This window comes from Tractidigestivibacter montrealensis (genome assembly GCF_024741235.1).
GTDB classification, from domain to species: Bacteria; Actinomycetota; Coriobacteriia; order Coriobacteriales; family Atopobiaceae; genus Tractidigestivibacter; species Tractidigestivibacter montrealensis.
In genome coordinates this window covers 172,861-198,687 of record NZ_JANSKA010000005.1, presented here as the reverse complement: position 1 = coordinate 198,687, position 25,827 = coordinate 172,861, and the positions used below count along the sequence as shown (strand labels likewise).

Annotated in this window: 23 protein-coding genes and 1 pseudogene; 7 read left to right on the top strand and 17 right to left on the bottom strand. The window is 61.8% G+C overall.

The window, feature by feature from the left end; all coding sequences use genetic code 11:
- Positions 1 to 76: 76 nt before the first annotated feature.
- The 9 genes from NVS32_RS08495 to NVS32_RS08455 form a co-directional block, all read right to left on the bottom strand.
- Positions 77 to 1,267: a C40 family peptidase gene (locus NVS32_RS08495; protein ID WP_258499426.1), complete on the bottom strand. Its 1,191-nt coding sequence runs from the start codon at positions 1,265 to 1,267 to the stop codon at positions 77 to 79.
- 149 nt (positions 1,268 to 1,416) lie between these two features.
- Positions 1,417 to 1,953 (bottom strand): adenine phosphoribosyltransferase, encoded by a 537-nt coding sequence (locus NVS32_RS08490; protein ID WP_072354660.1) that lies wholly within the window; start codon positions 1,951 to 1,953, stop codon positions 1,417 to 1,419.
- A 53-nt stretch (positions 1,954 to 2,006) separates the two neighbouring features.
- A complete protein-coding gene (ftsR, locus tag NVS32_RS08485) occupies positions 2,007 to 2,744 on the bottom strand; it encodes a transcriptional regulator FtsR (protein WP_258499425.1) in 738 nt (245 codons plus the stop codon).
- Positions 2,745 to 2,747: 3 nt separating this feature from the next.
- A complete protein-coding gene (locus NVS32_RS08480) occupies positions 2,748 to 3,182 on the bottom strand; it encodes an FHA domain-containing protein (RefSeq protein ID WP_258499424.1) in 435 nt (144 codons plus the stop codon).
- Between the two features lie 42 nt (positions 3,183 to 3,224).
- Complete coding sequence (locus tag NVS32_RS08475; protein WP_258499423.1) at positions 3,225 to 3,602, bottom strand: Rid family detoxifying hydrolase; 378 nt, start codon at positions 3,600 to 3,602, stop codon at positions 3,225 to 3,227.
- Between the two features lie 9 nt (positions 3,603 to 3,611).
- Positions 3,612 to 4,505, bottom strand: coding sequence for a hypothetical protein (locus NVS32_RS08470; protein WP_258499422.1), 894 nt, complete (start codon positions 4,503 to 4,505; stop codon positions 3,612 to 3,614).
- A 48-nt stretch (positions 4,506 to 4,553) separates the two neighbouring features.
- Complete coding sequence (locus NVS32_RS08465) at positions 4,554 to 5,672, bottom strand: D-alanyl-D-alanine carboxypeptidase family protein (protein ID WP_258499421.1); 1,119 nt, start codon at positions 5,670 to 5,672, stop codon at positions 4,554 to 4,556.
- A gap of 26 nt (positions 5,673 to 5,698) precedes the next feature.
- Positions 5,699 to 6,436, bottom strand: coding sequence for a CDP-alcohol phosphatidyltransferase family protein (locus tag NVS32_RS08460; RefSeq protein ID WP_258499420.1), 738 nt, complete (start codon positions 6,434 to 6,436; stop codon positions 5,699 to 5,701).
- A gap of 156 nt (positions 6,437 to 6,592) precedes the next feature.
- On the bottom strand, positions 6,593 to 7,987 hold the full coding sequence (locus NVS32_RS08455) for a M20/M25/M40 family metallo-hydrolase (RefSeq protein ID WP_258499419.1): 1,395 nt from the start codon (positions 7,985 to 7,987) through the stop codon (positions 6,593 to 6,595).
- A 169-nt stretch (positions 7,988 to 8,156) separates the two neighbouring features.
- On the opposite strand from NVS32_RS08455, the gene NVS32_RS08450 reads away from it, so the two are divergent.
- A complete protein-coding gene (locus NVS32_RS08450) occupies positions 8,157 to 8,498 on the top strand; it encodes a DUF1292 domain-containing protein (RefSeq protein WP_258499418.1) in 342 nt (113 codons plus the stop codon).
- A 98-nt stretch (positions 8,499 to 8,596) separates the two neighbouring features.
- Here the strand turns inward: NVS32_RS08450 and NVS32_RS08445 are convergent, their stop codons facing one another.
- Positions 8,597 to 9,766 carry a phosphoglycerate dehydrogenase gene (locus tag NVS32_RS08445; RefSeq protein WP_258499417.1) on the bottom strand — a complete coding sequence of 390 codons (1,170 nt, stop codon included), beginning with the start codon at positions 9,764 to 9,766 and terminating at the stop codon, positions 8,597 to 8,599.
- 53 nt (positions 9,767 to 9,819) lie between these two features.
- Positions 9,820 to 10,908 (bottom strand): 3-phosphoserine/phosphohydroxythreonine transaminase, encoded by a 1,089-nt coding sequence (gene serC, locus NVS32_RS08440; protein ID WP_258499416.1) that lies wholly within the window; start codon positions 10,906 to 10,908, stop codon positions 9,820 to 9,822.
- 244 nt (positions 10,909 to 11,152) lie between these two features.
- On the opposite strand from serC, the gene NVS32_RS08435 reads away from it, so the two are divergent.
- The 4 genes from NVS32_RS08435 to NVS32_RS08420 are packed head-to-tail and all read left to right on the top strand — an operon-like array spanning position 11,153 to position 15,785.
- Positions 11,153 to 11,932: an HAD family hydrolase gene (locus NVS32_RS08435; protein WP_118110343.1), complete on the top strand. Its 780-nt coding sequence runs from the start codon at positions 11,153 to 11,155 to the stop codon at positions 11,930 to 11,932.
- A gap of 41 nt (positions 11,933 to 11,973) precedes the next feature.
- On the top strand, positions 11,974 to 14,028 hold the full coding sequence (locus tag NVS32_RS08430) for an oxidoreductase (protein ID WP_118110340.1): 2,055 nt from the start codon (positions 11,974 to 11,976) through the stop codon (positions 14,026 to 14,028).
- Positions 14,029 to 14,064: 36 nt separating this feature from the next.
- Positions 14,065 to 15,336, top strand: a complete 1,272-nt coding sequence (locus NVS32_RS08425) for an aconitase X (RefSeq protein ID WP_258499415.1) — start codon at positions 14,065 to 14,067, stop codon at positions 15,334 to 15,336.
- Positions 15,336 to 15,785: an aconitase X swivel domain-containing protein gene (locus tag NVS32_RS08420; RefSeq protein WP_258499414.1), complete on the top strand. Its 450-nt coding sequence runs from the start codon at positions 15,336 to 15,338 to the stop codon at positions 15,783 to 15,785. Before NVS32_RS08425 ends, NVS32_RS08420 begins: the two co-directional genes overlap by 1 nt.
- Positions 15,786 to 15,851: 66 nt before the next feature.
- On the opposite strand, the gene NVS32_RS08415 is transcribed toward NVS32_RS08420, so the two are convergent.
- Entirely contained in the window at positions 15,852 to 17,471 is a 1,620-nt protein-coding gene (locus tag NVS32_RS08415; protein WP_258499413.1) for a RecQ family ATP-dependent DNA helicase, read from the bottom strand.
- Positions 17,472 to 17,593: 122 nt separating this feature from the next.
- On the opposite strand from NVS32_RS08415, the gene NVS32_RS08410 reads away from it, so the two are divergent.
- Entirely contained in the window at positions 17,594 to 18,922 is a 1,329-nt protein-coding gene (locus tag NVS32_RS08410; protein ID WP_258499412.1) for an MATE family efflux transporter, read from the top strand.
- Positions 18,923 to 19,008: 86 nt separating this feature from the next.
- Entirely contained in the window at positions 19,009 to 20,211 is a 1,203-nt protein-coding gene (locus NVS32_RS08405; RefSeq protein WP_258499411.1) for an alanyl-tRNA editing protein, read from the top strand.
- 27 nt (positions 20,212 to 20,238) lie between these two features.
- Here the strand turns inward: NVS32_RS08405 and NVS32_RS11065 are convergent.
- The 5 genes and pseudogenes from NVS32_RS11065 to hypB all read right to left on the bottom strand — a co-directional run.
- Positions 20,239 to 20,604 (bottom strand): annotated as a pseudogene (locus NVS32_RS11065) (LysR family transcriptional regulator substrate-binding protein); the annotation flags it as partial.
- Between the two features lie 159 nt (positions 20,605 to 20,763).
- Positions 20,764 to 21,414 (bottom strand): HAD hydrolase-like protein, encoded by a 651-nt coding sequence (locus NVS32_RS08400; RefSeq protein ID WP_258499410.1) that lies wholly within the window; start codon positions 21,412 to 21,414, stop codon positions 20,764 to 20,766.
- Between the two features lie 216 nt (positions 21,415 to 21,630).
- Positions 21,631 to 21,975: a hydrogenase maturation nickel metallochaperone HypA gene (locus NVS32_RS08395; protein WP_258499409.1), complete on the bottom strand. Its 345-nt coding sequence runs from the start codon at positions 21,973 to 21,975 to the stop codon at positions 21,631 to 21,633.
- Positions 21,976 to 24,882 (bottom strand): FAD-dependent oxidoreductase, encoded by a 2,907-nt coding sequence (locus tag NVS32_RS08390; RefSeq protein WP_258499408.1) that lies wholly within the window; start codon positions 24,880 to 24,882, stop codon positions 21,976 to 21,978.
- A gap of 3 nt (positions 24,883 to 24,885) precedes the next feature.
- Positions 24,886 to 25,557, bottom strand: a complete 672-nt coding sequence (hypB, locus tag NVS32_RS08385; RefSeq protein ID WP_117651226.1) for a hydrogenase nickel incorporation protein HypB — start codon at positions 25,555 to 25,557, stop codon at positions 24,886 to 24,888.
- Positions 25,558 to 25,827 lie beyond the last annotated feature (270 nt).

Here is a 25,827-nt window from a genome sequence, read left to right as displayed (position 1 = left end):
TTGTCGCCCGCACAGACAAAAACGCGCCCCTGCAAACGCAGGGGCGCGCAAATATGCCAATAACGTGCAGGTGGAACTAGTAGGAACCGCCACCATAGAAGCCGTAAATGGGACCAACTATCACGCCCGAGGACGGGTTGGCTGCGTGGACAATCTGGCCGTTGCCAAGATAGAGGCCCACATGGCTACCACCGTACTCAAAGACGAGGTCACCATAGGAGAGTTGGTCGATGCTGGTCTTCCAGCCGCCGCTTGCCTTGATGGAATTGATCATGGAATAGGTGGTGCGATCGCGTGCATAGCCATAGACATAGCAGACAAGACCGGAGCAGTCGAACGCGTTGGGGCCGGAGGCACCGTAGACATAGGGGTGGCCAACAAGTGCAAGTGCCGCAGACACGCCGCCACCAGAAGGCACGTTGGAGGTGTTGGAGGTACTGGAGCTACTGCTAGAGCTCGAGTGGCTGCTTGAGCTTGAGCTGGAGCTACTGGTGCTTGAGCTATTGCTTGTGCTGCTCGCGGTGTTGCTGGTAGTGGAGTTGTCCGCGGCCGCTGTCCCGGTTGTGCCACCACCGTTGGAGGCGATGGTCTCCTGCGTCTGGATGGCCTGGACAACGGTGGTAACCGAATTGGACTCCTGGGAATCTGCGGCTGCGGCTGCCTCTGCGGCAAGCTGTGCCTGGACCTCCTCGTTGAGGGAGTCATAGTAGGCCTGCGCCTCGGCTACCTGGTTCTGGTAGTCAGACGTCTGCGACTGGAGGCTGTCAACCTGAGCCTGTTGATCTGCCTGCTGCTGTTCGAGGTCGCTCTTCTGCTGCTCGAGCTGGTTGGAGAGCGACTGCACCTCAGAAATGGCAGCGGCATCGGCCTCGGAAACCTTGTCGAGATAGTAGATGTTGGACGAAAGCTCCTCGAAGGAGGCAGAAGAGAGGATGAGGTCGAGTGCGCTCGAGGAACCCGACTTGTACGAGCTCTTCATGCGGGTGCCCAGCTCCTGGCGCTTCTCGTCCAGCTGGGTCTGGGTGTCGGAGATCTGCTGCTCGGTGTCTGCGATGCTATAGGTGGTCTGCTCGAGCTCTGAGGTGGCAGAGGAAAGCTGGTCCTGCAGGGAGGAGAGCGTAGAGCCCAGCGAGTCAAGCTTTGCAGAGGCGGCAGAAAGATCATCCTCGGGGCTTGCCATGGCAACAGTAGGCGCAACGGTGAGCGCGCAGGGCGTGGCGAGGGCAAGAACCAATCCGGCAGTGATGATGCATCTTGCGTGGGTCATTGCGTAGTCCTTTCGACGCTTGATGAACATTCTACGCCAGGCGCCAGTAAAGGGCACGGCTTTCCATACGATAGGCAGAAGGCTCTAATGCAACTTGGCCGCCCCCATGGAGGAGGCGGCCAAGGATCTTGCCATTATGTGAGGCTATCCTACTTGACGGGAATGAGCGTGTAGACCTCGCGATCGGGGTATTCCTTGGCAATTACGTCGCGGGGATTCAAGAACGTGAGCTCGAGAATGAACGAGAAGCCCTCGATGCGAGCCCCAGACTGCTCGACAAGCTTTGCGGTCGCTGCCGCCGTACCGCCGGTCGCGACAAGATCGTCGACGATAAGGACCACGTCATCTGGGCTGAGGGCGTCCTTGTGAATCTGCAGCTCGTCGGTTCCGTACTCGAGCGAGTAGGACTGAGAGTAGACCTCGCGGGGAAGCTTTCCGGGCTTGCGCGCCGGGACAAAGCCCGCGCCAAGCTTGTAGGCAACGGGAGCGCCAACGAGGAAGCCGCGGGCCTCTGCCCCAACGACCTTGGTGATGCCTCGGCCGAGGAAGTGGTCGGCAATGTCATCAACGAGGTGCACGAGGCCATCGGGATCAGCAAACAGCGGCGTGATGTCCTTGAAGATGACCCCCTTCTCCGGATAGTCGGGGATGCTCACGATGCGGCTCTCGTAGTCGAAATCAGACACGTGCAGTCCTTTCCTCGTTATTGTTCTGGCTATGGCAGGGAGGGGCCCGTGGGCTAGCCCTCCATGTCCTTGAATGACTGATGAACAAGCCTGCGGATGAGCTCGGCGCGCACCACGTCCGTCAGTGCGAGCATGCGCGAGAAGGCCTGTTCAAAGCGCTCACGCGTCTCGTCTGTGACCTCGGCCTCCACGCCGCCGCCCTTCTTGGCGTAAACAACCAACGCCTGCTCGAACATGGCTGACTCGCGGTTAGCCGAGTTCACGTACTGGCGAAGGTTCTTGGGGCCAATCCCATAGTGCCGCAGCTCGTCGCAGGTACGGATGAGGCCGATGTCATGGCCGTCAACAAGGTCGCGGCCATGGGGGGATCGCTTGAGCGTGATGACGCCTGCCTCGGAAAGCTGTCGCACGAAACTCACGGAGACGCCAGCAACCTCTGGCATGCGATCAATGGGGTGGAACTTCTCGACAACCTCTTCGTCCACGGGGCCTACGAGTGAGGCCTCGACTGCAGATTCTGCGGCAGCTGCGGGCGGCTCCCCGGCGTCTTGGCGGTCAAGCTCGTCCTTGATGACAGAGAGTGGCAGGAACCTATTCTTCTGCAGGTAGAGGATGGTTTCCAGCCGCTTGATATCACGCTGCGAGTAGAGGCGGTATCCCCCGGGAGTGCGAGAGGGATTGAGAAGCCCCTCGTCCTCGAGGTAACGGACCTTCGATATGGTGAGGTCGGGGTAAAGGCCTTGAAGCCGTTTTACGACCTTGCCGATGGTGAGGTATCCGGCGTCAGGCATGGCCTAGCCCTCGGCGTCGATCCTGCGCGGACGTGCGTTGGTGTGGAACACCATGCGGAACGTGCCGATCTGGATGGTGGAGCCGTCCTTGAGGGATGCCTTGCTCACGATTGCGCCGTCGACCCAAGTGCCGTTGAGCGAGCCAAGGTCCTCGACCGTGGCCCTCCCCTGCGGGCAGGCGGAGAGGTCCATCTTCGCGTGGTGGCGAGAGACCGTCATGTCATTCAGGAAGACGCTGTTGCGCGGGTCGCGCCCAAGGGTGATGATGGGTGCGTCAAGCTCGAACGTCTCGCCAATCTGGGGACCCTTGACGATTGTCAGAGTAGGATGTGCTGGCTTCTCCTCGGCCATGAGGTCGGGGACGGTGGCGTCTGCAGAGGGCATACGGAAAATCTCCGTTGCCCCCATGTCGGTGGAGTGGTTGTTGGTGGGCTGCATCGAATCTCCCCTCGAGTAAACCTTACTCTCTCATGATACCGCTTACCTGCAGGCCACGCAGTCCATCTCGACAAGCGCACCAAGAGGAAGGACAGACACCGCAACCACCGAGCGCGAGGGCGCGGGCTGCGGAAAGCGCTGTGCAAAGACCTTGTCCATCGCCTCAAAATCCTCGATGCGGGACAGGTAGACGGTGGTCTGCGCAACATCCGAGAGCGAACAGCCCACCTCAGCGAGAATGGCCTCGATGATGTCGATAACGCGCGACGTCTGCGTTGCGACGGAGGCGCCTACGATGGTCTTGCCGTCTGGTCCCACGGGGAGCTGGCCCGATGTGTAGACAAACCTTCCAGCTGTCGTGCCCTGCGAGCAGGAGCCGTAGGCATCTGGCGCCTGGGCCGCGTTGATCGCGTACTTCATCTGACCTCCCTACCCTTCAAGGATTCCGCGTGCGCCGACAAAGTCATTCCCACGGCGCAGAAGCCCCCACGCGCGCAGGTCCTGCTCCGCTATCTCCACCACGTCTGTGGAGTCGAGCCTCTGCGCCCAGGGGAGTTGCGACCAGGTGCCCAAAACGGCGGTGCGGCCCACAGGCTCGACCCAGGTAAACGAGAGGAGGCTTCGCCACATCACGCGTGCGGCTGTCTTTGGGACAAGAAGCACGTAGGCGGGCACGCCCCCGGCAATGTCTACCGGCATGCCCACAAGGAGCGCGGGAATGTGGCCGTCAAGCGTCACGCTCTCGACGGCGCCTCGCGCGGGAAGCGCACGGGCCGCAGAAGGAAGGTAGTCTGCCAGGAGCTCGTTTGCCCGGGCGCCCATGATGAGCAGTGGCACGAGCATGCCGCTTGCCTCCTCGACAGAGGTTCCCTCGTAGGGCGCGTTTCCGTTGATGCTCACGTGCGAGAGGAACGTGAGCCAACCTGCCACCACAGACCCCCTGCGCGTGGGGTCGAGCAGCACGTGCTCATGCGTTCCCGTGCGTGCGAGAAACGCGACCGAGGTTATGGCTCCGTCACCCGTAAGCGCCGGCTCGAAGGCACACTGGCCAACGCGCAGCTTGCGCGCGCAGAACGCCGCCTCGCAAAGCTCCTGCGGGTGTGCACCGGAGACCAGCCGGTACGTTGCGCCGGTAAGATCTGAAACCACCGCCCCCTCAAGCGCAAGGTCTAGTGGCTGCTCGCGCGCATACGATGCAGGATAGGTAAGTCCGGTGTCCTCGGCGCGATCAAAGCTCACACCAAGGGCAAGGTGCTCCTCGTAAAGTTCTCCTCGCACCGTTCGGGATGCACGACCGCTTCCCTGCTCACGCTCGTCTGCCACAAGAGCCTCCTTCTGGTGCCACTCTGCGAGCACCGTTTGCATTGCCTACTATGCGGCATACCCATAGAGAGGCAGGGTGAACACGTTTACGCGAGGAATGTTGTCCAAGGTGAGGCGACCCGTGTAGTGGACGCTTCCCGCCGTCTTGCCCTCTTGCGTCCAGGTTGTTGACCCAACGAGCTGCCCGTCTTGAACCAAGAGATTGTGCTGGAGCATGGTCGTGCTAAAGGAGAGGCTCCCGCCCTGCGGCCACGTGATGGCGGTTTCGTCGTCTGCGGGTGTAACCTCGCAGGTCATGGCGAAGTTGTCGGCATAGGGCCTCACGCCCACAATCCACGAGCTCTTGGCCACAGGGGTCTGCTTGAAGTTGGCGTATGCCCAGTTGAGAAGCGACACTGTGTCGGTAAAGCGACCGGAGCTGGTCTGTGCGCCAAGAACGCAGGTGAAGAGCTCCACACCATTGCGCTGGCAGGCGCCAAGGAAGGCGGCACTGCCCGCAACGTAGCCGGTCTTGATGCCGCGAATCCCCTTGTAGGTCCCAAGGAGCTCGTCTGTCGAGTAGAACGTCTTCTGCGTTCCGTCCACGCTCACGGTTACCGAGCGCGTGTGCACGGTACCGGCGATGAACGGGTACTCAGAGAGGGCCACCCTGCCCATGAGGGCAAGGTCAGAGACGGTGGAGTAGTGCCCGTCCTCGTCCAGACCATGCGGGTTCATGAAGTGGGTGTTGGTCATGCCCAGCTCTTGGGCCTTCTCGTTCATGAGCTCGACAAAGGCTTCCTCCGAGCCGGCGACGTTAATTGCAATGTTCTCCGCTGCGTCGTTTGCCGAGTAGATGAGCATCACGCGGAGAAGCTCGCGCAGCGTTGGGATGTCACCCTCCACAAAGCCCGCGGTCTGGGAATCGGCGCCCAGGTCCGTTGCGTGAATCTGACAGGGAGTGTCAAGGTCAACACCCGAGTCGAGCGCCACCATGGCAGTCATGACCTTCGTGATGGACGCCATGGGCATCTGTGTGTCTGCGTTCTTCTCGTAGAGCACGTTGCCTGCCGAGTCCTCGACGATGGCGCACTGGGCCTCGCTCAGAACGGGGTCAGGAATGCTCACCTCATCGGCATATGCCACGTGAGGCAGCACGAGGAGCAGCGCAAAAACCAGAAGGACCATTGTAGTGGTCCAAGTTCGCTGGGGGGTCACCTACCCTTCTCCCCCTCCTGCCCGGCAAGCGCCTCGAGGCGAATCTGAATGCCCTCGCGAGTATAGATGACCGCAGTGGTTATCGAGCATATGAGGCCTGCGTAGACAAAGAAGATGCCGAGTGCGGAAGGCTGCGCGTTGAGGCCGGGGAGCCACGCAACGCCAAGCACGCCCAGGCCGGGGACTACGGGGACCCCCAAAAGAAGGTCGCAGAAGCCAAACATGAGAAGTGCCGTGGTGACCTTGCCTATGTAGACCACGTCAACGGGACGACGGCGGTACTTCTGCAGGACGAGGGCGCCAATTCCCAGGTAGCAATCTCGGCCTATGACGAGCACCGCGACCCACGCGGGCAGCTCGCCGGTAAGCACGATAGCCAAGACGCCGGTGAAGAGCAGCACGCGGTCCATGATTGGGTCCATGACCTTGCCCAGCCAGCTTACGGTTTGGGTTCGGCGGGCTACCTGCCCGTCCAGGAAGTCCGTCACGGCCGCGATTGCATAGAAGCAAAGAGCCAGCACGCGATTGTTTCCTTGAACAAAGAGCACAAGAAAGGCAATCGTGAGCGCAAGGCGGCATGCCGTGATGACGTTAGCAACGGTGAGAATCTTGAACGAGGGGTTTTCTGGCGTCCCTACCGGCGCGGTGGCGGTACCCGCCCGCTGGGCGGACTCGGCATCCGAGTCGGTCGCGCTCCTGATCTGGGAACCCAAGTTCTCGAGTGTTCTTGCCACAGTATTGCCCTTCTGGAGCTATCCAATCCGGCGACCCGCACGTGGGCGGGTGCCCCCGAAAACCTCATACTACCCCAAAAGCATGCGCACTCCGTCCTTTGGCCACCGACCCCAAAACCTGACCAGACCCAAAGGCCCATGCGCAGATGAGCCTGCCTAGAGGACGGTCCGCTCCAGAAGACGCACCAGAACGCGAATGCCCTGTGCGTACGTGCGGCGAGAGATGCGCTCGTTTACGCCATGGACGCCCGTTGCCTCCTCCTCTGGCGTAGGCCTAAAAGGAATGACGCGAAGAATAGAGTCGCAGACTGCCTCATAGCGAATGGCGTCGGTACCACCACAGACAAAGGATGGCACCACGTCGACGTCACGGTAGTAGTGCTCGAGCGCCTCCGACACCTCTGCATAGCCTGCGCCACTCGTTGAGTCCATCCTTCCTGCAGGCGTGTAGTGAACGGCCGTTGCGGTGACGCCAGTGCCATCCAGAGCGCCCTCGACCCAGGCAAGCACGTCGTCTGCCGTTGTTCCCGGCAGGAGGCGGAAGTTGATGGTCGCACTTGCGTCGCCCGGCATCACATTTGGCGCGGCAGACCCACCCTCGAGCATGTCGACGGCCATCGTGGTTACCACGAAGGGATAGAGGCCGCGCCTGGCGGCGGCAAGGGAGGCTATCTTCTCGGCGTTGGCGTCCACGTCCTGGACGAGCGTGCGAAGTTGCTCCTCTGTGATGTGCGGCGCAAGCGCGCGGAAAGTGTCGCGCACGATGGGAGTGAGCTCGGGCGCCGGTCGCGACTCCACGAGGTGCGAGATGGCCACGCTTAGGCGTTCAAGCGAGGTGCCTCCAAAGGGGTTGGAGGAGTGCCCGCCTTCTCCGTGAGCATCCAACCGCAGGTCAAGGTAGCCCTTCTGCGAGATGCACACATCAGTAAGCACGCGCTCGGGTGCACCCCACAGGGCGCCGGCAAACATGGTTGTCGTACCTTCGTCGAGCAGCCATTCGGCACGGACGCCGCGCGCCTCAAGGATGGCTGCAAGTTTGGTTGCGCCTGCGCTAGCGGTCTCCTCGTCGGCGCCAAAGGCGAGAATGACGGTGCGGCGCGGTCGGTTGCCACGGGCGAGGAGGTACTCGAGGGCCTCAAGCTCCCCCATGAGCATGTCCTTGATGTCGAGCGCTCCCCTACCCCAGACGAAGGTCTCGTCGAGCTCCCCGGCGAAGGCGTCGTGCAGCCAGTCATTCTCCGTGCCGGGGACTACGGGAACTACGTCCTGGTGGGCCAGGAGCAGCGCACAGGGAAGCGAGGGGTCTGTCCCCGGGCAGGTAATGAGAAGGTTCCTTCCCACCTCCTCGAAGGTGGACGCCGCCATGATGTGCGGAAACGAGGAGCGCACGAGCGCGTGCAGCCTCTCGAAGGGCGCGCCCTCGGTCTTCTCGCCATGGTCTATGGTCTTGCAGGAAATCGCGCGCGCAAGACGCTCGCAGGCACCGGTGTAGTCGAGGTCTGGGTAGTCTTCCTCGCTTGTGTAATGTGCATATACATTGATACCGCTCATGGTTTCCCTTCTACCGCCCACGGCTTGTCAAAGTTGTCTTTTCCATGGTAAACGGCGTAATTTGGGCTACTCACCGAGAAGGCGACGCTTTCACGTTCAAGAAACGATTATGCAGATAAACTCAGTCTATGGGCGCAGGAGACGCCCGGTCCCAAAAGAAGGAGTAGCCATGGCGGAAGACGAGGAGTCCTTCGAGGACGCCGAGCTCGACTTTGACGAGCTGGAGAGAGACGATGACTATGACTTTGGGGACCAAGGCGGCTGGGCCGACGACGACCCCGAGACCATAACACTCGAATACGATGACGGCACCTCAGAAAAGTGCGACGTACTGGGGATTTTCCCATATGATGGTAGGGAGTACATTGCACTCGCACCGGAGGACAACCAGGAGTCACTCTACCTATATGGGTACGTAGAGCATGATGACGGCACCAATGACATCGTGCCCATCGAGGACGACGCCGAGTTCGACGCCGTGGCCGCTGAGTACCAGTCACTTATGGAGTAGACGAAGGCAACTTTGCCTGTCAGTCGTTGCCCGGAAAGCAAGTGCCCCTCTCAGGTCCGTCTGAGAGGGGCACTTTATCACCTTCGAAACCCAAAGCCCTACTTTGAACGAATCACGCGAATGCGCCGGACGCCCCCGGCCTGGGCGAGGCGGTCGATGACGTCTGCCGGCACCTCGCCCGCAATGTCGATGAGCGTATAGGCCATCGAGCCACGGCTCTTGTTTGCCATGTTCTCGATGTTGATGCCATTGTCTGCCAAGTACTGCGAGAACTTGCCGATCATGCCCTGCACGTTCTGGTGGATGATTGCCAGACGCTCGCCGGAGGCAATGGGACCAAGGTCAACGGCGCCAAAGTTCACGGAGTGAGTAATGTTACCGTTCTCGATGAAGTCACGTAGCTCCTCAGCGGCCATGACGGCGCAGTTCTCCTCGGCCTCGGTGGTGGAGGCGCCCAGGTGCGGCAGGACGATTGCGTTCTTCATGTCAGCCGATACGGGGTTGGGGAAGTCAGTCACGTAGCGGGCGATGTGGCCCTCGGCAAGGGCGGCTGCCATGGCCCGCTCGTCCACGATGGTGTTGCGGGCAAAGTTGAGCACAACGGCACCGGGCTTCATCTGGGAGATGAGCTCCGCGTTCACCATGTTCTTGGTGGAGTCCATTGCGGGAACGTGGATGGTGATGTAGTCGCAATCGGCGACAAGGCGGGAGAGGTCATCAGCATGCTCGATGCGACGGTCGAGGTTCCACGCAGCAGAGACCGAGAGGTACGGGTCATAGCCCACGGCCTGCATGCCAAAGCGGGTGGCCGTGTTGGCCACGGCGGCACCAATGGCGCCGAGGCCAATGACGCCCAGGCGTTTGCCGGCAAGCTCGTGGCCGGCAAACTGCTTCTTTGCCTTCTCGGCATGCTTGGCGAGGTCGGGGTCGTCTGCGTTGGCGCGCACCCACTCTATGCCGCCCACGATGTCGCGGCTGGCAAGGAGCAGGCCCGCAAAGACGAGCTCCTTCACGGCGTTTGCGTTGGCGCCAGGCGTGTTGAAGACAACAATGCCCTCGTCAGCGCAGCGGTCGAGCGGAATGTTGTTCACGCCGGCACCGGCACGTGCGATGGCGAGAAGGCCCTTGGGGAACTGGGTCTCGTGGAGGCTCGCGCTCCTCACCATGATGGCGTCGGCGTCCTCGAGGGCGTCGGTGAGCTCGTAGTTGGCCCCAAGGCGGTCGGTGCCTGCCTTGGCGATGTTGTTCATGCAGTGAACCTTATACATGTGGATGGCTCCTTGAGTTTAGTTGAGAGTGGGAAAACGCTGCTAAGGAGGGGCTAGGCCTTCTTGTGTGAGCGCTCGAAGCCATCCATGAAGTTCACGAGCGCCTCGACGCCCGCCTTGGGCATGGCGTTATAGATGGAGGCACGCATGCCGCCAACGGTGCGGTGACCCTTGAGGTTCACCAGTCCGGCCTTTGCCGCCTCCGCGACAAACTCGGCGTCGAGGTCCTTGTCACCCGTGACAAAGGGGACGTTCATGAGCGAGCGGCTCTCCGGGTCAGTCACCGTGGGGTGGAAGAGCTCGGAGGCGTCGAGGTAGTCGTAGAGGAGATTGGCCTTCTCGGTGTTCTTCTCGTGCATTGCCGCGAGGCCACCGTTCTCGAGCAGCCACTGGAACACCAGGCCGCACATGTAGATGCCCCAGCAGTTGGGCGTGTTGTAGAGCGAGCCCTTGTCGGCCTGCGTCTTGAAGCGCAGCATCGTGGGAACGCCGGGGAGGTCATCGGGGATGAGGTCCTCGCGCACAATCACAATCTGCACACCAGCGGGGCCAACGTTCTTCTGGACACCCGCGTGGATGCACCCAAACTTGGTTACGTCAACAGGCTCGGAGAGGAACATCGAGCTCTGGTCGGCAACAAGCGTGTGGCCCTTCGTGTTGGGCAGGGTGTGGTATTGCGTGCCGTAGATGGTGTTGTTCTGGCAGATATAGAGGTAGTCGGTGTCCTCGCGGATGGGGAGGTCCGAGCAGTCGGGGATGTAGGTGAAGTTCTTGTCTGCCGAGCTTGCAACCACGTTGGGGTCGCCAAGGATTTGGGCCTCCTGGTATGCCTTCTTTGCCCAGTTGCCCGTGATCACGAAGTCTGCCTTGCGGTGCGGTGCCAGGTTAATGAAGGTGGTCGCAAAGAGCAGCGAATCACCACCCTGCAGGAAGAGGACCTTGTAGTTCTCAGGAATACCCATAAGGGTGCGGATGTCGGCCTCGGCCTTGTCGATGATGCCCTGGAAGACCTTGGACCTGTGGCTCATCTCCATGACGGACATGCCGGAACCCTGGTAGTCGAGGATCTCAGAGCCCGCGCGAGAGAGCACCTCCTCCGGAAGTACGGCGGGGCCGGCGGAGAAGTTGTACACGCGTGCCATGTAGATCACTCCAAATTCTGGTGCATCGTGGTTTCCCGGCTGCAGCCGCGCAGGCGCTCGACTCGTAGTCGGCTCGTGTTTCAACATGATAGCCGGCGAATGACGAGAGTTTTCATCCGTTACGCTTTGATAACCTAGGCGCCCGGTGGGAATTTGTGCGGGGGTGTTGCCTCGCGACCATCGAACGCTGCCCCTGCACCAGCTGCTAGACTTGGACCAACGGCTTCGAGCAAGGAGGCGTTCCATGGGACAGGCGGCAGGAAGCGGCGAGCCTGATGCTCGCCCGGGCGTAGACGTGGTCTTCTTTGACATCGACGATACCCTGTACAACCAGGCAAAGCCCTTTGCCTATGCGGTGAGGCGCGTCTGCGGTGACCTTCCCGGCGCAACTGACGCAGCCCTCTACGACGCGAGTCGCAGGCACAGCGGCCCCATCTTTGCTGCTTTCTCGGCGCGGCGCACCCCTAGTACAGAGGAGTACGCCCTGCGCATGCAACAGACGCTTGGCGACTTTGGCGTCTCGATCAACCACGAGACCGCTGTGGAGGCGCAGCGCGTCTATGCTGACGAGTCGGGCGTGGCCATGTCGCTCTCCCCTGCCATGGCATCCTGCCTGGATGCGTGCCGCTCGCGAGCCCGTCTGGGCGTGGGCGTGATCTCCAATGGCCGCAAGGAGCTCCAGGCTGAGAAGCTCGGCATTCTCGGCATAGCGCGGTGGGTCTCTCCCGGGGCCGTCTTTGTCTCACAGGCCGTGGGCCTGGCAAAGCCCGACCCGGCGCTCTTTGACTACGCATGCGACCACCTTGGCACAACGCCCGGTCGCTGCATCTATGTTGGTGATGCCTGGGACACGGACGTCGTGGGTGCATGTGCGGCGGGGATGCCGTGCGTATGGCTCAACCGTCGTGGGCGCATGCGGCCGCAGGACGCAAGGGGGGTCTCCCCAACTTGGGAGGTTGGGAGCGAGGAGGAGCTCCGTGCGCTAATCGGCAGCGAGTCCTTTTGGCGGTTCTCGCACACATAAGGCGCACTATGATGGGCACACGCTAAGAGAGAGGGCAGGATATGGATTCAAGGCTTGAACCACTGTTCACTCCGTGGAGCATCGGCGGCTGCGAGATCAAGAACCGCATCGTCATGACGTCCATGGGCGGTACCAACATCTTTGGGTGGATGGAGAGAAACCACTTCGACCGGGACGGTGCCCGCTTCCTCATGGAGCGCGCGCAGAACAACGTGGGGCTACTGCTTCCCGGCTGCCAGCCCGTCTACAACCCCATCGGCGGCCAGTGGCTAGATCAGAACCGCACCATGTACGAGGAGCTCAAGCCCTTCATGGAGGAGCTGCACGCCACGGGAGCCAAGATGTTCGTGCAGCTCACGGCTGGCTTTGGGCGAAGCTTCACGGTGTCTGACTCCATGGAGGAGCTCTACACCAACCCGTTGCTGCGCGCGCTGTCAAAGCCCTTCCTGGACCTGGACAAGATTTGCGCCACAGCGTCCCCCTCGCCCAACCGTTGGTCGGACAAGGTCCCCTCACGCGAGATGACCATCGGTGAGATCGACCGGATTGTGGAGGCGTTTGCCACCTGCGCAAAGATGCTGCGTGATGCCGGCGTTGACGGCGTGGAGGTGCACGCCGTCCACGAGGGCTACCTTCTCGACCAGTTCACCCTCCCCTATGTGAACCACCGCAACGACATCTACGGCGGCTCGCGCGAGAACCGCTACCGTTTCCCGGTGCGCATTGTCCACGCCATCCACGACGCAGCAGGCGAGGACTTCCCTGTGTCGCTTCGCTACTCGGTGGTAAGCCGCACCAAGGGCTTCCGCGAGGGGGCGCTCCCCGGCGAGGACTACGTCGAGGTGGGGCGCACCATGGAAGAGTCCGAGTGGGCCGCACGCTACCTCACCGACGAGGGCTACGCAATGCTCAACTGCGACAACGGCACCTACGACGCCTGGTACTGGGCTCACCCGCCTATCTACATGCCCGAGAACTGCAACCTTGCAGACGTCGAGCACATCAAGGGATACGTGGACGTGCCAGTTGTCTGTGCCGGCCGCATGGACCCCTATGTGGGCGCACAGGCCGTAGCCGAGGGCAAGCTTGACGCCGTGGGCTTTGCTCGCCAGTTCCTGGCCGACGGCGAGTGGGTCACCAAGCTTGTCGAGGGGCGCGAGAAGGACATTCGCCCCTGCATCTGCTGCCACAACGGCTGCTTCAACATGTGCCACTACAAGGGGCACGCAAACACGCAGACTCTCGAGGACTCGCTGCATCTCTCGCGTTGCGCGGTGAACCCCGAGACCATGCAGTACGAGAAGCACCACATCCGCGCCACCACCACGCCCCGGCGCGTCGCCGTGGTTGGTGGCGGCATTGGTGGCATGGAGACCGCGCGCGTGCTTGCGCTTCGCGGCCACTGGCCCGTCATCTACGAGCAGTCAGACCATCTGGGCGGCGTCTTCCGCGAGGCCGCATCCGCGAGCTTCAAGGGCAAGCTCCGCGACCTTCTCGCCTGGTATGAGCGGCAGATGAAGGAGCTTGGCGTCGAGATCCACTACAACCGCGAGGTCATCGACGTGCAGGAGCTTGACGAGGACTACGCGATCGTGGCAACCGGCGCAACGCCCAAGCGCCTGCCCGTCCAGGGCTTCGAGCGTGCGATGGATGCCTTGGACTACCTCGATGGGGCTAAGGTTGGCCAGCGCGTGGTGGTCATTGGCGGCGGCCTCACCGGCTGCGAGGTGGCGCTCGAGCTCTACCTCTCCGGTAAGGAGCCCGTCATCGTTGAGATGAAGGATGACCTGGTGGCGCAGGACGGCGTTTGCCTTGCCAACTCGAGCTACCTGCGTGAGTTCTTCGCCTGGAAGAAGGTTCCCGTCTACCTGGAGTCCACGGTGCGCGCCATTGGCGAGGACTGGGTGCAAATCTCGCACAAGGACGGCACGCTCGAGCGAATAGCGTGCGACTCGGTGGTAAGCGCTGTTGGCTACACGCCCGATCCCATTTCGCAGCCAGACGGCCGCCACGTGCAGCTTGTTGGCGACTGCGCCGGCGTAGGCAACCTGCGCTCGGTCATCTGGCGCGCCTACGAGGCCGCCTCGCGCGTCTAACTTGGGGGAATCACGAGAAGGAAGGGAGGCCAGCCCATGGAGCTGACCCAGGAGGAGCGTGACATCCTCGACGGCAAGCAAGGAGAGACGCTTGCCAAGGTGATGAGAACGCTCGTTGAGTACGGAGAGGCGTTTGGCGCTTCGCGCATGGTCAAGGTGACGGCGCCTGGTCACCTGGTGACCAGCTTTGGCATCTCGATCCTCGAGGCGAATTTCCGCCTCATGGACGAGCTCATCAAGGCGGGCCTTAAGACCAAGGAGCCCTTCACCGTTGACCCGCGCCCCATCGACAACGCAGACGTTCCCGCAAGCGTGGTCCAGAAGGTCGTGGGCGCGGTCACCTACAGCAAGCAGGACGCCTACGAGCGCCAGCTGCGTGCTGTTGGCCTCAAGGACGAGAGCGCCTTCACCTGCGCCTGCTACCTGCCTGAGGTTGGCAACGCCCCGAAGCGCGGCGACGTCCTGAGTTGGGCAGAGTCCTCTGCCGTGGTCTATGCCAACTCTGTCCTTGGCGCGCGCTGCAACCGGAACAGCGGGTTTATTGACCTCTTTGGGAACATTGTGGGCGAGGTCCCTGAGTTTGGCCTCCTCACCGACGAGGGGCGCAAGGCCACCTGGGTCGTTGACGTTGAGTGCACCGAGAAGCCCCAAGCGCAGGTGCTGGGCTCTGCCATTGGCATGAAGGTGATGGACGAGGTCCCCTACATCCGTGGCCTGAGCCAGTGGCTGGGCGGCACGCTTGACGATGCGGCGAAGGCCTACCTCAAGGACATGGGGGCGGCCTCAGCATCAAACGGTGCCGTAGGCCTCTACCACGTGGATGGCATCACGCCAGAGGCGGTCGACCTTGGCGAGTCCCTCATCGCGGAGGGCGCGAAGCACTATGTGATCGACGACGCGGAACTTGAGCGCGTGAAGGCAGGCTACCCCAACATCTGGAAGAAGCCCGACGCCCGCCCGCGTCTTGCGTTCATCGGCTGCCCGCACTGCTCGCTTGACCAGCTCAAAGACTGGGCTCACCGCATTCCGGAGGCCCTTGCCCGCGAGGGGCGCACACGTGTTGCGGTGCCCACGGTTGTCTCGAGCGCACCCGATGTCCTTACGGCCTTCGATGGGACGCCCGAGAAGCGAAAGCTCCTGGCAACGGGTGCCAAGCTCACCTACATCTGCCCACTCATGTACATGGACAACCCTGCCACGGACCTGCCGGTGGTGACGTGCTCCAACAAGCTGCGCACGTACACGAGCGCGCGCTACTTTGACGAGGACGACCTGCTTCGCATCATCGCGAGGGGAAGGATCGACTAATGGCTGAGAAGACCTTCAGGGGGCGCGTTGTTGTTGGCGGTGCCGTGAGCGCAAAGGCGCTGGTGAGCCATGGTGGGTTCAACACGCTGGCAAGCTACCAACAGCCGCTCATTCTAAAGAACGTGAAGGCGCCCTGTTCCGACCAGAATAACCCCGACCTCTACAAGAAGCCCCTCCAGGGGGCGGCCATCTGCCTGCCACAGACCATCGGCTCTACCACGGGCGGCATGGTCTTCATGTGCGCATGCGACATGGGTGCGGGTCCGGCCTGCATGCTCTTCTCGAAGCCCATCGACCCGCTTGCCGCAGCGGGCGCCATTCTCGCCAAGAACTGGACCGAGCACCCGTTTGTGGTTGTTGACCAGCTTGGCGACGAGTTTCTCGACTACGTGCATGACGGCATGGACGTGAGCGTGGCCGAGGACGGAACCGTTACCGTAACGGGATGACGATGGCTCCGACAGCGTGAGTGGCGAACACCGCAGCCTAGCTCTGGTTTCAATCACGGCTATCTACTACCGGTTAATCTCCTCGAGAAAGGCGTCGCCGTAGCGTTGGAGCTTGGCACGCCCCACGCCGGAGACCTCGAGCAGCTCCTCAACGTTTGCGGGACGGCGTCGCACCATGGCCCGCAGCGTTGCGTCCGAGAAGACCATGTAGGGCAAAACGTGGTACTCGTCTGCCAGCTGCTTGCGCAGCGCGCGAAGGCGCTGGAAGAGTCGCTCGTCCTCGTCGGTGACCTCGGTCTCGCTGGGTAGTTCGCGCGTGCGATAGCTCCCGCTGTATCCTGTGGCGCCAAAGGCCCTGCGCGGACGTGCGACCCGCAGATACTCCTCCGCGGAGCTGCCAAGGCACACGGAGCAGCCGTCGCATCCGGCAGAGCCATCGACTGCCCCAAGCGACGAAGCGTCCTGGCCAAAGTAGCGAAGCACCCGTGCTCGCAGGCATGATTCGCTCATCGCATAGTCAATCATTGCCGAGAGGAGTCGCTCCCTGTTACGCAGCAGTGTTTTTCTCTCCGTCTGCGGTGTCTCTGGCGGGAACTCGGTGTTGTCAATAAAGAAGTGGCACGTGCGTATGTCACCGCGGCTCCACAGGAGGTAGCACTCGGCAGGCTCGCCGTCGCGACCGGCGCGTCCCGCCTCCTGGTAGTATTCCTCAAGCGAGAGGGGCAGCCCGCAGTTCACGACAAAGCGCACGTCTGACTTGTCGATGCCCATGCCAAACGCGTTGGTGGCCACCATGACGCGAGCTTCGTCGCGCACAAAGGCTTCCTGCGAGGCGGCGCGCTCGTTGTTCTCCATGCCCGCATGGTAGCTCACCGCGGTAATTCCAGCGGCACGCAGGGCTTCTGCAAGCTCGTCCACCTTCTTGCGCGTGGTCGCATAGACAATGCCGGACCACGTGGGGTGTGCCGCAAGGTAGCCTAGAAGCCAGCGCGTGCGGTTCTTGGGCGTAAGCTCAAAGGACGAGAGGAGCAGGTTGGGCCGGTCGAAGCCATTTACCTGGATGGCGGGGTCGAGCAAGTCGAGCAGGCGCGAGACGTCCTGGCGCACCCGCGCCGTGGCAGTTGCCGTGAGCGCGCAGACAACGGGCCTCCGTGGGAGCTGGTTGACAAAGGCGGGAATGCCGCGATAGGCCGGGCGAAAGTCCTGTCCCCACTGGCTCACGCAGTGCGCCTCGTCAACGGCCACAAGCGGCATGCGCACCTGCTGGGCAAAGGAAATGAAGCGCTGGTCAGACAGACGTTCCGGCGCAACGTACATGATGTCATACCACCCGGCTATGGCGCGCGCCATCACAACCTCCTGCTGGCGTGGCGTGAGCGTGGAGTTGAGGTAGGAACCCCGGATGCCCGCTTCCTTGAGCGAGCGCACCTGGTCGCCCATGAGCGAGATGAGTGGCGACACCACAAGCGTAAGCCCGCCGAGAAGTACCGCCGGAATCTGGTAGCAGATGGACTTGCCGGCTCCCGTAGGCATGACGGCAAGCACGTCGCGACCAGAGAGAATCGACGAGATGACTTCCTCCTGGCCGGGTCGGAAGAAGTCATAGCCAAAATAGGTGCGCAGGGCTTCTCGGGCGCAAGCCTGTGGCTCTTCACGTCTGTTTGCGCCGTTCTCGCCCGCCACCATTAATCCTCCTGTATGTCCACTTAAAGACGATGCCGCTTACCGATTGTTTGGCACCGACCACAGGTACTACCATACAACCCATGGGAAGCAAGGAAGACACAGCAGCGGCAAAGTATCGACAGATGACGGAGGAGCCCGTACGGCCCCTCATCCTCACGCTTGCCGCCCCCTCAATTGTTTCTAACCTCGTTACCAGCATCTACAACCTGAGCGATACCTTCTTCGTGGGGTCGCTGGGAACCTCCGCCGAGGGCGCCATTGGCATATCGTTTGTGGTAATGACCGCCATCCAAGCCGTTGGCTTTGGCATGGGACAGGGCACGGGCAACGCAATCTCGCGCTACCTTGGCGCAAAGGAGCGCGATCGCGCCTGCATCATGGCAACCAACGGCCTAGCAACCACGCTTCTTCTCGGCACGCTCATCGCCATTGTTGGCAACATCTTCATCGAGCCCATCTGCCTGGTGGCGGGTTCGACCGAGACCATCCTCCCCTACGCCAAGACCTTCGTGGGCATCATTCTTCTGGGCGCACCCTTCATGTGCAGCTCGCTCATGCTCAATATGCAGTTGCGCTTCGAGGGAGAGGCGCTCCATTCCATGATTGCCATCATGACAGGCGCCCTTATCAACATTGGCCTTGAGCCGCTCCTCATCTATGGGGCTGGCCTGGGCATAGCGGGTAGCGCTATCTCTACGGTAATCTGCCAGTTCATCAGCTTTTGCATACTCGTCTGGCAGATTCAGTACGTGGGGATAACGCCCCTTTCACCCAAGTGGCTGAGAAGGCCCACCCGCGCGATGGTCACCAAGATTGTGAATGGCGGTCTTCCCTCCTTTGTGCGCCAGTGCATGCTCGGCGTGGCAACCACGCTCCTTAACGAGGCAGCCCGCCCCTTTGGCGACGCTGCGATCGCCGCACTCGCCGTGGTGCAGCGCATCACGAGCATTGGCAACTACGTGCAGATTGGCATTGGCCAGGGCTTCCAGCCGGTGGTTGGCTACAACTACGGGGCAAAGCTTTACAAGCGCATTAGGGCTGGCTACCGCTTTGCCGTGCGCACGGCGTTTGTTGCGGTGGCGCTGCTGGGCGTTGTGACCTTTGCCCTGGCTCCGCAGCTCGTGGGGCTCTTCTCGAATGACGCCGAGGTCGTGAGCATAGGCACGCTCGCCCTGCGCGTGGAGAGCTTCACACTTCCCCTCACGGGCACTGCGATGATCACCAACTTCCTGCTGCAGACCACCGGGCGCATGTGGCGTGCGACCATCCTGGGCGCTTGCCGGCTTGGCCTTGTGCTTGGTCCCGTGGTGCTTGTTCTTCCGCCCGTACTAGGGCTTCTTGGCGTCCAGCTGGCGCAGCCCGTGACCGACGTCATCACGTTTCTGGTGACGATTCCCATGGCGTGGTCGATTCTGCGCGAGCTTGCACAGGAGGAGCGAGAGGGGCGCTGACGCTCCACCGCCCAGAAATGAGACTATCATGAGCCGCTGTGGACAGTATCGCGCGCGGTGCGCATGACATATGGAGGCATCTGGCAATGGAAACCTTTGATGAGCTGTACTACACGAAGCCCTACCTGCGTGAGTTTGATGGCAAGGTCGTTTCGTGCGATGCAGCTGATGGCGGCTTTGCCATCGTTCTAGACCAGACTGCGTTCTACCCCACCGGTGGAGGCCAGCCGGGTGACCGCGGGACGCTGTGCGTTGGCGCGGGCGACGATAGCCTTGTGGCACACGTGCGCGAAGCGGTCCCGGGCAATGACGCGGGCGAAGTCATCCACCTGGCAGACGTCGCGCTTCCTGTTGGCGCCAACGTTCATGGCTCGCTAGACTGGACCTGGCGCCGCGACAACATGGAGGCACACACCGGCGAGCACATTGTCTCGGGCATCGTGCACGCGCTCTTTGGCTACAACAACGTGGGCTTTCACATGGGCGAGCGCTGCATCGAGGTCGACTTTGACGGCGTCCTGACGCCCGATGACGTGCTGGACGTCGAGCGTCGTGCCAACGCGGCCATCCGCGAGGACGTGTGCGTAGAAGCGCTTCTCCCCTCTCCCACCGAGCTTGCCGCAATGGACTATCGCAGCAAGAAGGACCACGACGGTCAGATCCGTGTAGTGAGAATCGATGGCGTGGACTCCTGTGCCTGCTGCGGTACGCACGTCTCGTCCACAGGCGAGGTGGGGCTCATCAAGATCCTGCGCATGACCACCAAGAAGAAGCGGACTCGTCTGGAGCTCCTCTGCGGCCGTCGAGCGCTTGTGGCATGCGAGGAGGCCATGGATGCCCTTCGCGAGACGAGCAACTTCCTCACGGTTGCAGACGAGGAGGTTCCCGAGGCCGTGCGACGCCTCTCTGGCGAGAAGGACGACCTCAAGCACCAGCTCAAGCAGGCTAGCCGCAAACAGATCGATCAGTATGTGGCTGGCCTAGTTCCCGATGGCACTCTGGCCATGTGCTGCCTTCCTGGTCTGGACGTTGAAGACCTCCGATACCTGTGCGAGCGCGTGCTCGAGGTCACGGGAGCCACGGTATGCGCGGCCCTCTCGCCTGTCGACGGCGACGCAACGCGTCTGGCATACGTCATTGCCTCTTCGGGAGAGGACCTCAGGCCTGCATGCAAGGAGCTCAACTCCAGGCTTGGAGGTCGGGGCGGCGGGAAGCCCCAGATGGTCCAGGGAAGCTGGGCGGCAGCAAGAGACGCCGCAGAGGCGGCCGTTCGAGAGGTGCTTGGATAGGCACGGCCGCCTGCCCTCGCGCTCGAGCTATAGCATCTCTAAGAACGCCCGTGATGCAACGCTCATCTCGTCCTTGCTGTGATGCACCAGGAACATGCTGCGCCAAGTGGGAGTCTCTAGATGCCGCACGTCCAACTGGCTGGTGCTTCCCTCAAGCGCAAGGCTTGGAATCAGCGAGATTCCCAAGCCCGCCCCTACCATTGCAAGGATGGCTGTGGTGTTTGAGGTAACGCAGCGTACGTTGGAGTGATGGAGTTCGCGCTGCAGCAGCGGAGCCGTCTCCGTGTCTGCTACAAACAGCTCGTCTATCAGGGAGTCTATGGATACGGACCCAGGGGTTGAGAAGTGCCCTGGCGGAGCCACAACCTGTTCACCCTGATTCCAGGATGGGCGCTCACGAACTCTCCCAGAGGCTTCGCAAGCCGCAGGGCCACGATGCTCGACGGAGCGGCAATGGTAATGGAGCCTGCATCCAGGCCATGTTCACGAAGCGCAAGAGTGTAAGTGGAACTGCCCCTTGGAAACCCGTGCGGTCAAGAAATTGTAAGGCGGCTACCCGAGAAGAACGCGACCCAGCTCATCGACAGTGTCTACCACCGCTGTAGCACCAGCACTGAGAAGCTCTTCTCGAGATCCGTATCCATAGGTGACGCCCACGAATCCCACCGAGGCAGCCTGTGCGCCCCGCGCGTCCTGGGCACGGTCTCCCACCATGGTGACCATGTCCTTCTCGTCATGAATGCCAAGCCGCCTGAGCGCCTCGTTGATGACGTCTGCCTTCGCCGTGCGCCTCTCGTCCAGCGTTGCCCCTACCACCTGGTCAAAGAGACCCGTCATCCCAAAGTGGTCGAGGATCTTGAGGACGAAAGGCTCGGGCTTGGACGAAGCCACGCAAGTGGTGATGCCTGTTGCCCTTAGCGTGCCGAGAAGCTCAACAATGCCCTGGTAGGGGTGGTTCTCAAAAAGCCCAACGGTTGTGTAGCGCTCACGATAGAGCTCGAGCGCCCGCAAGGCCTCGTCGTGCGACATTCCAGAGAAGTCCATGAACTCCTGGACAAGCGGCGGACCGATGAATACCGTGAGGGCAGAAGGGTCCGGCACCTCTCGTCCCATCTTCTCGAGGGCGTACTGGACGGACCTTACGATTCCCTCCCCGGATGCGGTAAGCGTTCCGTCGAGGTCAAAGAGCACCGCCTTGGGCATATTCACTCCTCTGCCTGCCAGTCGTACCAAGAAGCCATATAACGCCGCTCACTAGAGTTTAGCTCCTGTTCTTAAACGGCTCCTACATTTGCCCAGGTCGCTGGAAACCATTTTACGAAATGGAGCAGCACTCCGCAGCGAAAAGCTTCGCAGCGAGGACCTCTGTGCGGCGAGGAGGGCAAAAGCGACCCCGGGCCAGAATCCGGGGCCGCTCGCCTATACAGCCTGGATTTCCTTCACCATCACGTCCCGACCGGTCACGAGGTAGGTGTTGTGACCTCCGCAGACGGGACAGGCCTTTCCGTACTCGGTGGTGCGGTAGGTCTTCTTGCAGTCGCGGCAGTACGAGATGCCCGCAACGATGATCATGTTGAGCTCGCACTCCTGCATGTGCTCGGTGCGGAGCTTTGCCCACTCGAAGCAGTCGCGGAAGTAGCTGGGCACGATGGTGCTAACCTCGCCCACCTCAAGGTCAACGCGCACCACCTTGCTCACGCCGTTCTTGCAAGCGGCCTCCTCGACCATGTCAATCACGCGCACGACGATGCCCAGCTCGTGCATTTACGCGTTCTCCTCACGAGACTCGTCGCTTGAGTTGCCCGTGTAGGGGTGCGTGCGGTTGAACTCTTTGTGCGTGCGGTTGTACTCGCGGCGCTTCTCGCGCATGATCTTGGCCTCCTCCGAGCCGGAGTTTGCCACGATCTTCACGGCGCGCTTGATTGCGTAGCTCGCAAGGCCTGCCACCTTGTCCTCGGCCACGCGCATGTCGGTCATCTCGGGGTGATCGCGGTAGAGGTGGATGGCGTCGAACTTGCAGCGGGTGGTGCAGATGCCGCAGCCAATGCACTTGTTGGGGTCAACAACAGACGCGCCGCAGCTCAGGCAGCGCTTGGTCTCGATGGCCACCTGCTCGGCCGTGAGCGTGCGGTGCGTGTCGCGGAAGCGGTCGGCACCCTCGGGGTCCATGCCCTCCTCCTGGCGGCCCGCATTGTCGTACGAGTCGATAAGAAGGTCGTCCTTGTCGAACTCGAGGTAGTTGTGGCGGTCGCGGCCGATGGTCATGCTCGCACCCTCCTGCACGCGGCGGTGCAGCGACTCGGCGGCATAGTGGCCGGCGGCAATGGCGTCAATCACGAACTTGGGACCAGTGAGGACGTCACCGCCCACAAAGATGTCCTTGTCTGCCGTCTGGAACGTGAGGGCGTCTGCCTGCGGGTAGTTGCCGTGGTGGAAGGTGACCGAACGGCCGTCGAGAAGGCCGCCCCACTCGATGGCCTGGCCAATGGCAAAGACCACCTGGTTGCAGGGCACGGTGATAGTCTCATCCTCGTTGTAGAGCGGCGAGAAGCGCTTGGTCTTGGGGTCGATGACCTGCGTGCAGCGCTTGAAGACGACGCCCTTCACATGACCGGACTCGTTGACGAGCACTTCCTTGGGGCCCCATCCGTTCTGAACGGTGACACCATCCTCGAGCGTCTCGGCAATCTCTGCGTTGGTGGCGGGCATTTCGTCGCGCTGCTCAAGCGAGACCATCGTAACGGCATCGGCTCCGCGGCGCTTGGCATTGCGCGCACAGTCGACGGCCACGTTGCCGCCACCAACCACCACGACGTCACCAGACATGGCAGGGTTACCCTTGGCCATGGAGTCCTCGAGGTAGTGCACGGCAACGTCGGTGCCCTCGGCGGTGTCGCCGGGGACGCCGGGACGCCTACCACCCTGGCAGCCCACGGCCACGAAGAACGCCTGGAAGCCCTGCTCGCGCAGCTGATCAAGCGTCACGTCGCGGCCAACCTCAACGCCACAGCGAATCTCGACGCCCAGGCTCTTGATAATCTCGACCTCGGCGAGAAGCACGTCCTTCTCGAGCTTGTAGGACGGGATGCCGTACATCATCATGCCGCCGGGCTGCTCGTGCTTCTCGAACACGACGGGCGAGTAGCCGAGAAGGGCCAAATAGTACGCGCAGGAGAGACCGGCGGGACCGGCGCCGATGATCGCGATCTTCTGGTCGAAGTGGTCGTGGACAGAAGGCACCGCGCGGTTGGGAACAGCGTGCTGGGCCTGCGCAAGGTCGTAGTCGGCGACGAACTTCTTTACCGCGTCGATGGAGACGGGCTGGTCAATGGTGCCGCGCGTGCACGCGTCCTCGCAGCGCTTGTTGCAGATGCGGCCGCACACGGCGGGGAACGGGTTCATGGTACGGATGAGCTCGACGGCCTCCTGATACTTGCCCTCCTTGGCCTTCTGGAGGTAGGCCTGCACGGGTACGTGCGCCGGGCAGGCGGCCTTGCAGGGGGCAGAGCCCGTGGGCCAGGTGTTGTGCATGCGGGCAGTGTCGCGGTAGTTCTCGTCCCAGGCGTACTTGCCCCAGTGGATTGCGTCGGGGAGGATGGCGCGCGGGTACTTGGGCTGCTCGCCGTTGGCACGGCAAAGCTTCTGGCCCAGCTTCACGGCGCCGGCCGGGCAGGACTCAACGCAGAGGCCGCAGGCCACGCAGTTCTCCGGCGTGACCTTGGCCGTATACGAGGAGCGTGAGAGGTTGGGCGTGTTGAAGAGCATGCTCGTGCGCAGGGCGTTGCAGATCTTCACGTCGCAGTTGCAGATGTCGAAGATCTTGTTCTCGCCGTCGATGTTGGTGATCTGGTGGACAAAGCCGTTGTCCTCGGCGCGCTTGAGGATCTCGAGCGCCTCCTCGGTGGTGATGTAGTGCGCGCGGCCCGTCTCGACGGTGTAGTCAGCCATGTCTCCAACCTGGATGCACCAGTCGTCAGGGTCGTCGGCGCAGCCCTCCCCAAGCGTCGTGCGAGAGTAGCGGCAAGAGCAGATGCCTGCCGAGATGTGTCCTTCGTACTTCTTGAGCCAGTAGGAGATGCGCTCGAGCTTGATGGCCTCGTTCTGGAAGTTGACGGCCTCCTCGACGGGAATCACGTGCATGCCGACGCCGTCGCCTCCTGGCGGGACCATCTGGGTGATGCCCGCCAGTGGAATGAAGGTCATACGCTCGAAGAAGTTGGCGACCGGGGGATTCTTGTCGATGCGATCCTTGCTCGAGTTGAAGAGCTCGGCAGAGCCAGGGACAAAGAAGGGCAGGCGCCAGCGCTTGGTACGCGGCGCATCCGCGATGGGGCCGTCGTCGTTGTAGTGGTCGCCGTAGTCGTACTCGAGGATGCCGATGACGCTCATCTGGTCGAGAAGCTCCTGCAGGTGGGCGGGCTCGATCTCGGGTGCCAGGGCCATCATCTGATCAAAGTCGTAGAACTGGCGGAGCTTCATGCGGTTGCCAAGGTCGACCATCTCGTCGGTGAGGACCTCCTTGAGGCCCCAGTACTCGGGGTCGTCGGTCTTAACGCCGCCGATCTTGTGCTTCACGACGTCGGTGATCTTGCGGCCGAGCTTTGCCACGGCGGCATTGCGCTGGGCCTCGTTCTGATAGATGGAGCGGGGCTGTTCAAACTGTTCCGGCATCTCTTACGCCCTCCAGAGGTCGATTTCGCGGCGAACCCAATCGGCGAGCTGGTCCATGCCCTCGCCCGTCTTGGCAGATATCTTGATGAGCTGGCAGTTGGGATTGCGCTGGCGCAGGTAGGTCTCGAAGGTATCGAGGTCAAAGTCAAAGTACGGCAGCACGTCAATCTTGTTGAGAAGCACGACGTCGGCCTTCTCGAACATGAGCGGGTACTTGAGGGGCTTGTCGTCGCCCTCTGGGACGGAGAGGATCACGGCGTTCCTGGAAGCGCCGGTATCGAACTCGGCAGGGCACACGAGGTTGCCAACGTTCTCAAGGAAGACCAGGTCGAGCCCCGTGGCATCAAGGGAGTCGATGCCCGTGCGCGTCATGCCGGCATCAAGGTGGCACATGCCGCCCGTATGGAGCTGGATGGCGCGGGCACCCGTCTGCGTGATGATGTGGTCGGTGTCCACGGCGCCGTCGATGTCCGCTTCCATCACGCCGATGCGATACGTGTCCTTGAGCAAATTGATAAGGCGCGTGAGCGTGGTTGTCTTGCCCGCTCCCGGGGAGCTCATGACGTTGAGGAGGAACTGCCCGCGTGACCTAAGATCTTCTCGCACGCGGTCTGCCTCGGCGTCATTGTCGGCAAACACGCTCTCTTTGAGCTCGATTACCTTGACTTCCTCCATGCGCTTCCTCTCCTGTGCGCTTACGGCACGAAAAACAGGCGCCCCTCACGCCCCCTTGCCATGAGAAACGCGACACGCCCAAATGGACGCGTCTGTGCCATACCGTGCCGTCTCAATCACATCTGAACATATCCTAACAGGTGTGTACGGTTAGACGCACACCAATAGGAAAGGTTTCGCTTGTGCGGCTAGGCCACCGACCCGGCACGATGCAGGACAGAGGCGTCATAAGATTGGTGCGCCTCAACGGGTAACGCGAGAAAGGCATTG

Excerpts from the sequence above, each read along its gene's own strand:
- NVS32_RS08495 (WP_258499426.1), bottom strand. The coding sequence starts at position 1,267 with ATGACCCACGCAAGATGCATCATCACTGCCGGATTGGTTCTTGCCCTC.
- ftsR (WP_258499425.1), bottom strand. The coding sequence starts at position 2,744 with ATGCCTGACGCCGGATACCTCACCATCGGCAAGGTCGTAAAACGGCTT.
- NVS32_RS08480 (WP_258499424.1), bottom strand. The coding sequence starts at position 3,182 with ATGCAGCCCACCAACAACCACTCCACCGACATGGGGGCAACGGAGATT.
- NVS32_RS08475 (WP_258499423.1), bottom strand. The coding sequence starts at position 3,602 with ATGAAGTACGCGATCAACGCGGCCCAGGCGCCAGATGCCTACGGCTCC.
- NVS32_RS08465 (WP_258499421.1), bottom strand. The coding sequence starts at position 5,672 with ATGGTCCTTCTGGTTTTTGCGCTGCTCCTCGTGCTGCCTCACGTGGCA.
- NVS32_RS08455 (WP_258499419.1), bottom strand. The coding sequence starts at position 7,987 with ATGAGCGGTATCAATGTATATGCACATTACACAAGCGAGGAAGACTAC.
- NVS32_RS08450 (WP_258499418.1), top strand. The coding sequence starts at position 8,157 with ATGGCGGAAGACGAGGAGTCCTTCGAGGACGCCGAGCTCGACTTTGAC.
- NVS32_RS08445 (WP_258499417.1), bottom strand. The coding sequence starts at position 9,766 with ATGTATAAGGTTCACTGCATGAACAACATCGCCAAGGCAGGCACCGAC.
- serC (WP_258499416.1), bottom strand. The coding sequence starts at position 10,908 with ATGGCACGCGTGTACAACTTCTCCGCCGGCCCCGCCGTACTTCCGGAG.
- NVS32_RS08435 (WP_118110343.1), top strand. The coding sequence starts at position 11,153 with ATGGGACAGGCGGCAGGAAGCGGCGAGCCTGATGCTCGCCCGGGCGTA.
- NVS32_RS08430 (WP_118110340.1), top strand. The coding sequence starts at position 11,974 with ATGGATTCAAGGCTTGAACCACTGTTCACTCCGTGGAGCATCGGCGGC.
- NVS32_RS08425 (WP_258499415.1), top strand. The coding sequence starts at position 14,065 with ATGGAGCTGACCCAGGAGGAGCGTGACATCCTCGACGGCAAGCAAGGA.
- NVS32_RS08420 (WP_258499414.1), top strand. The coding sequence starts at position 15,336 with ATGGCTGAGAAGACCTTCAGGGGGCGCGTTGTTGTTGGCGGTGCCGTG.
- NVS32_RS08415 (WP_258499413.1), bottom strand. The coding sequence starts at position 17,471 with ATGGTGGCGGGCGAGAACGGCGCAAACAGACGTGAAGAGCCACAGGCT.
- NVS32_RS08410 (WP_258499412.1), top strand. The coding sequence starts at position 17,594 with ATGACGGAGGAGCCCGTACGGCCCCTCATCCTCACGCTTGCCGCCCCC.
- NVS32_RS08405 (WP_258499411.1), top strand. The coding sequence starts at position 19,009 with ATGGAAACCTTTGATGAGCTGTACTACACGAAGCCCTACCTGCGTGAG.
- NVS32_RS08400 (WP_258499410.1), bottom strand. The coding sequence starts at position 21,414 with ATGCCCAAGGCGGTGCTCTTTGACCTCGACGGAACGCTTACCGCATCC.
- NVS32_RS08395 (WP_258499409.1), bottom strand. The coding sequence starts at position 21,975 with ATGCACGAGCTGGGCATCGTCGTGCGCGTGATTGACATGGTCGAGGAG.
- NVS32_RS08390 (WP_258499408.1), bottom strand. The coding sequence starts at position 24,882 with ATGCCGGAACAGTTTGAACAGCCCCGCTCCATCTATCAGAACGAGGCC.
- hypB (WP_117651226.1), bottom strand. The coding sequence starts at position 25,557 with ATGGAGGAAGTCAAGGTAATCGAGCTCAAAGAGAGCGTGTTTGCCGAC.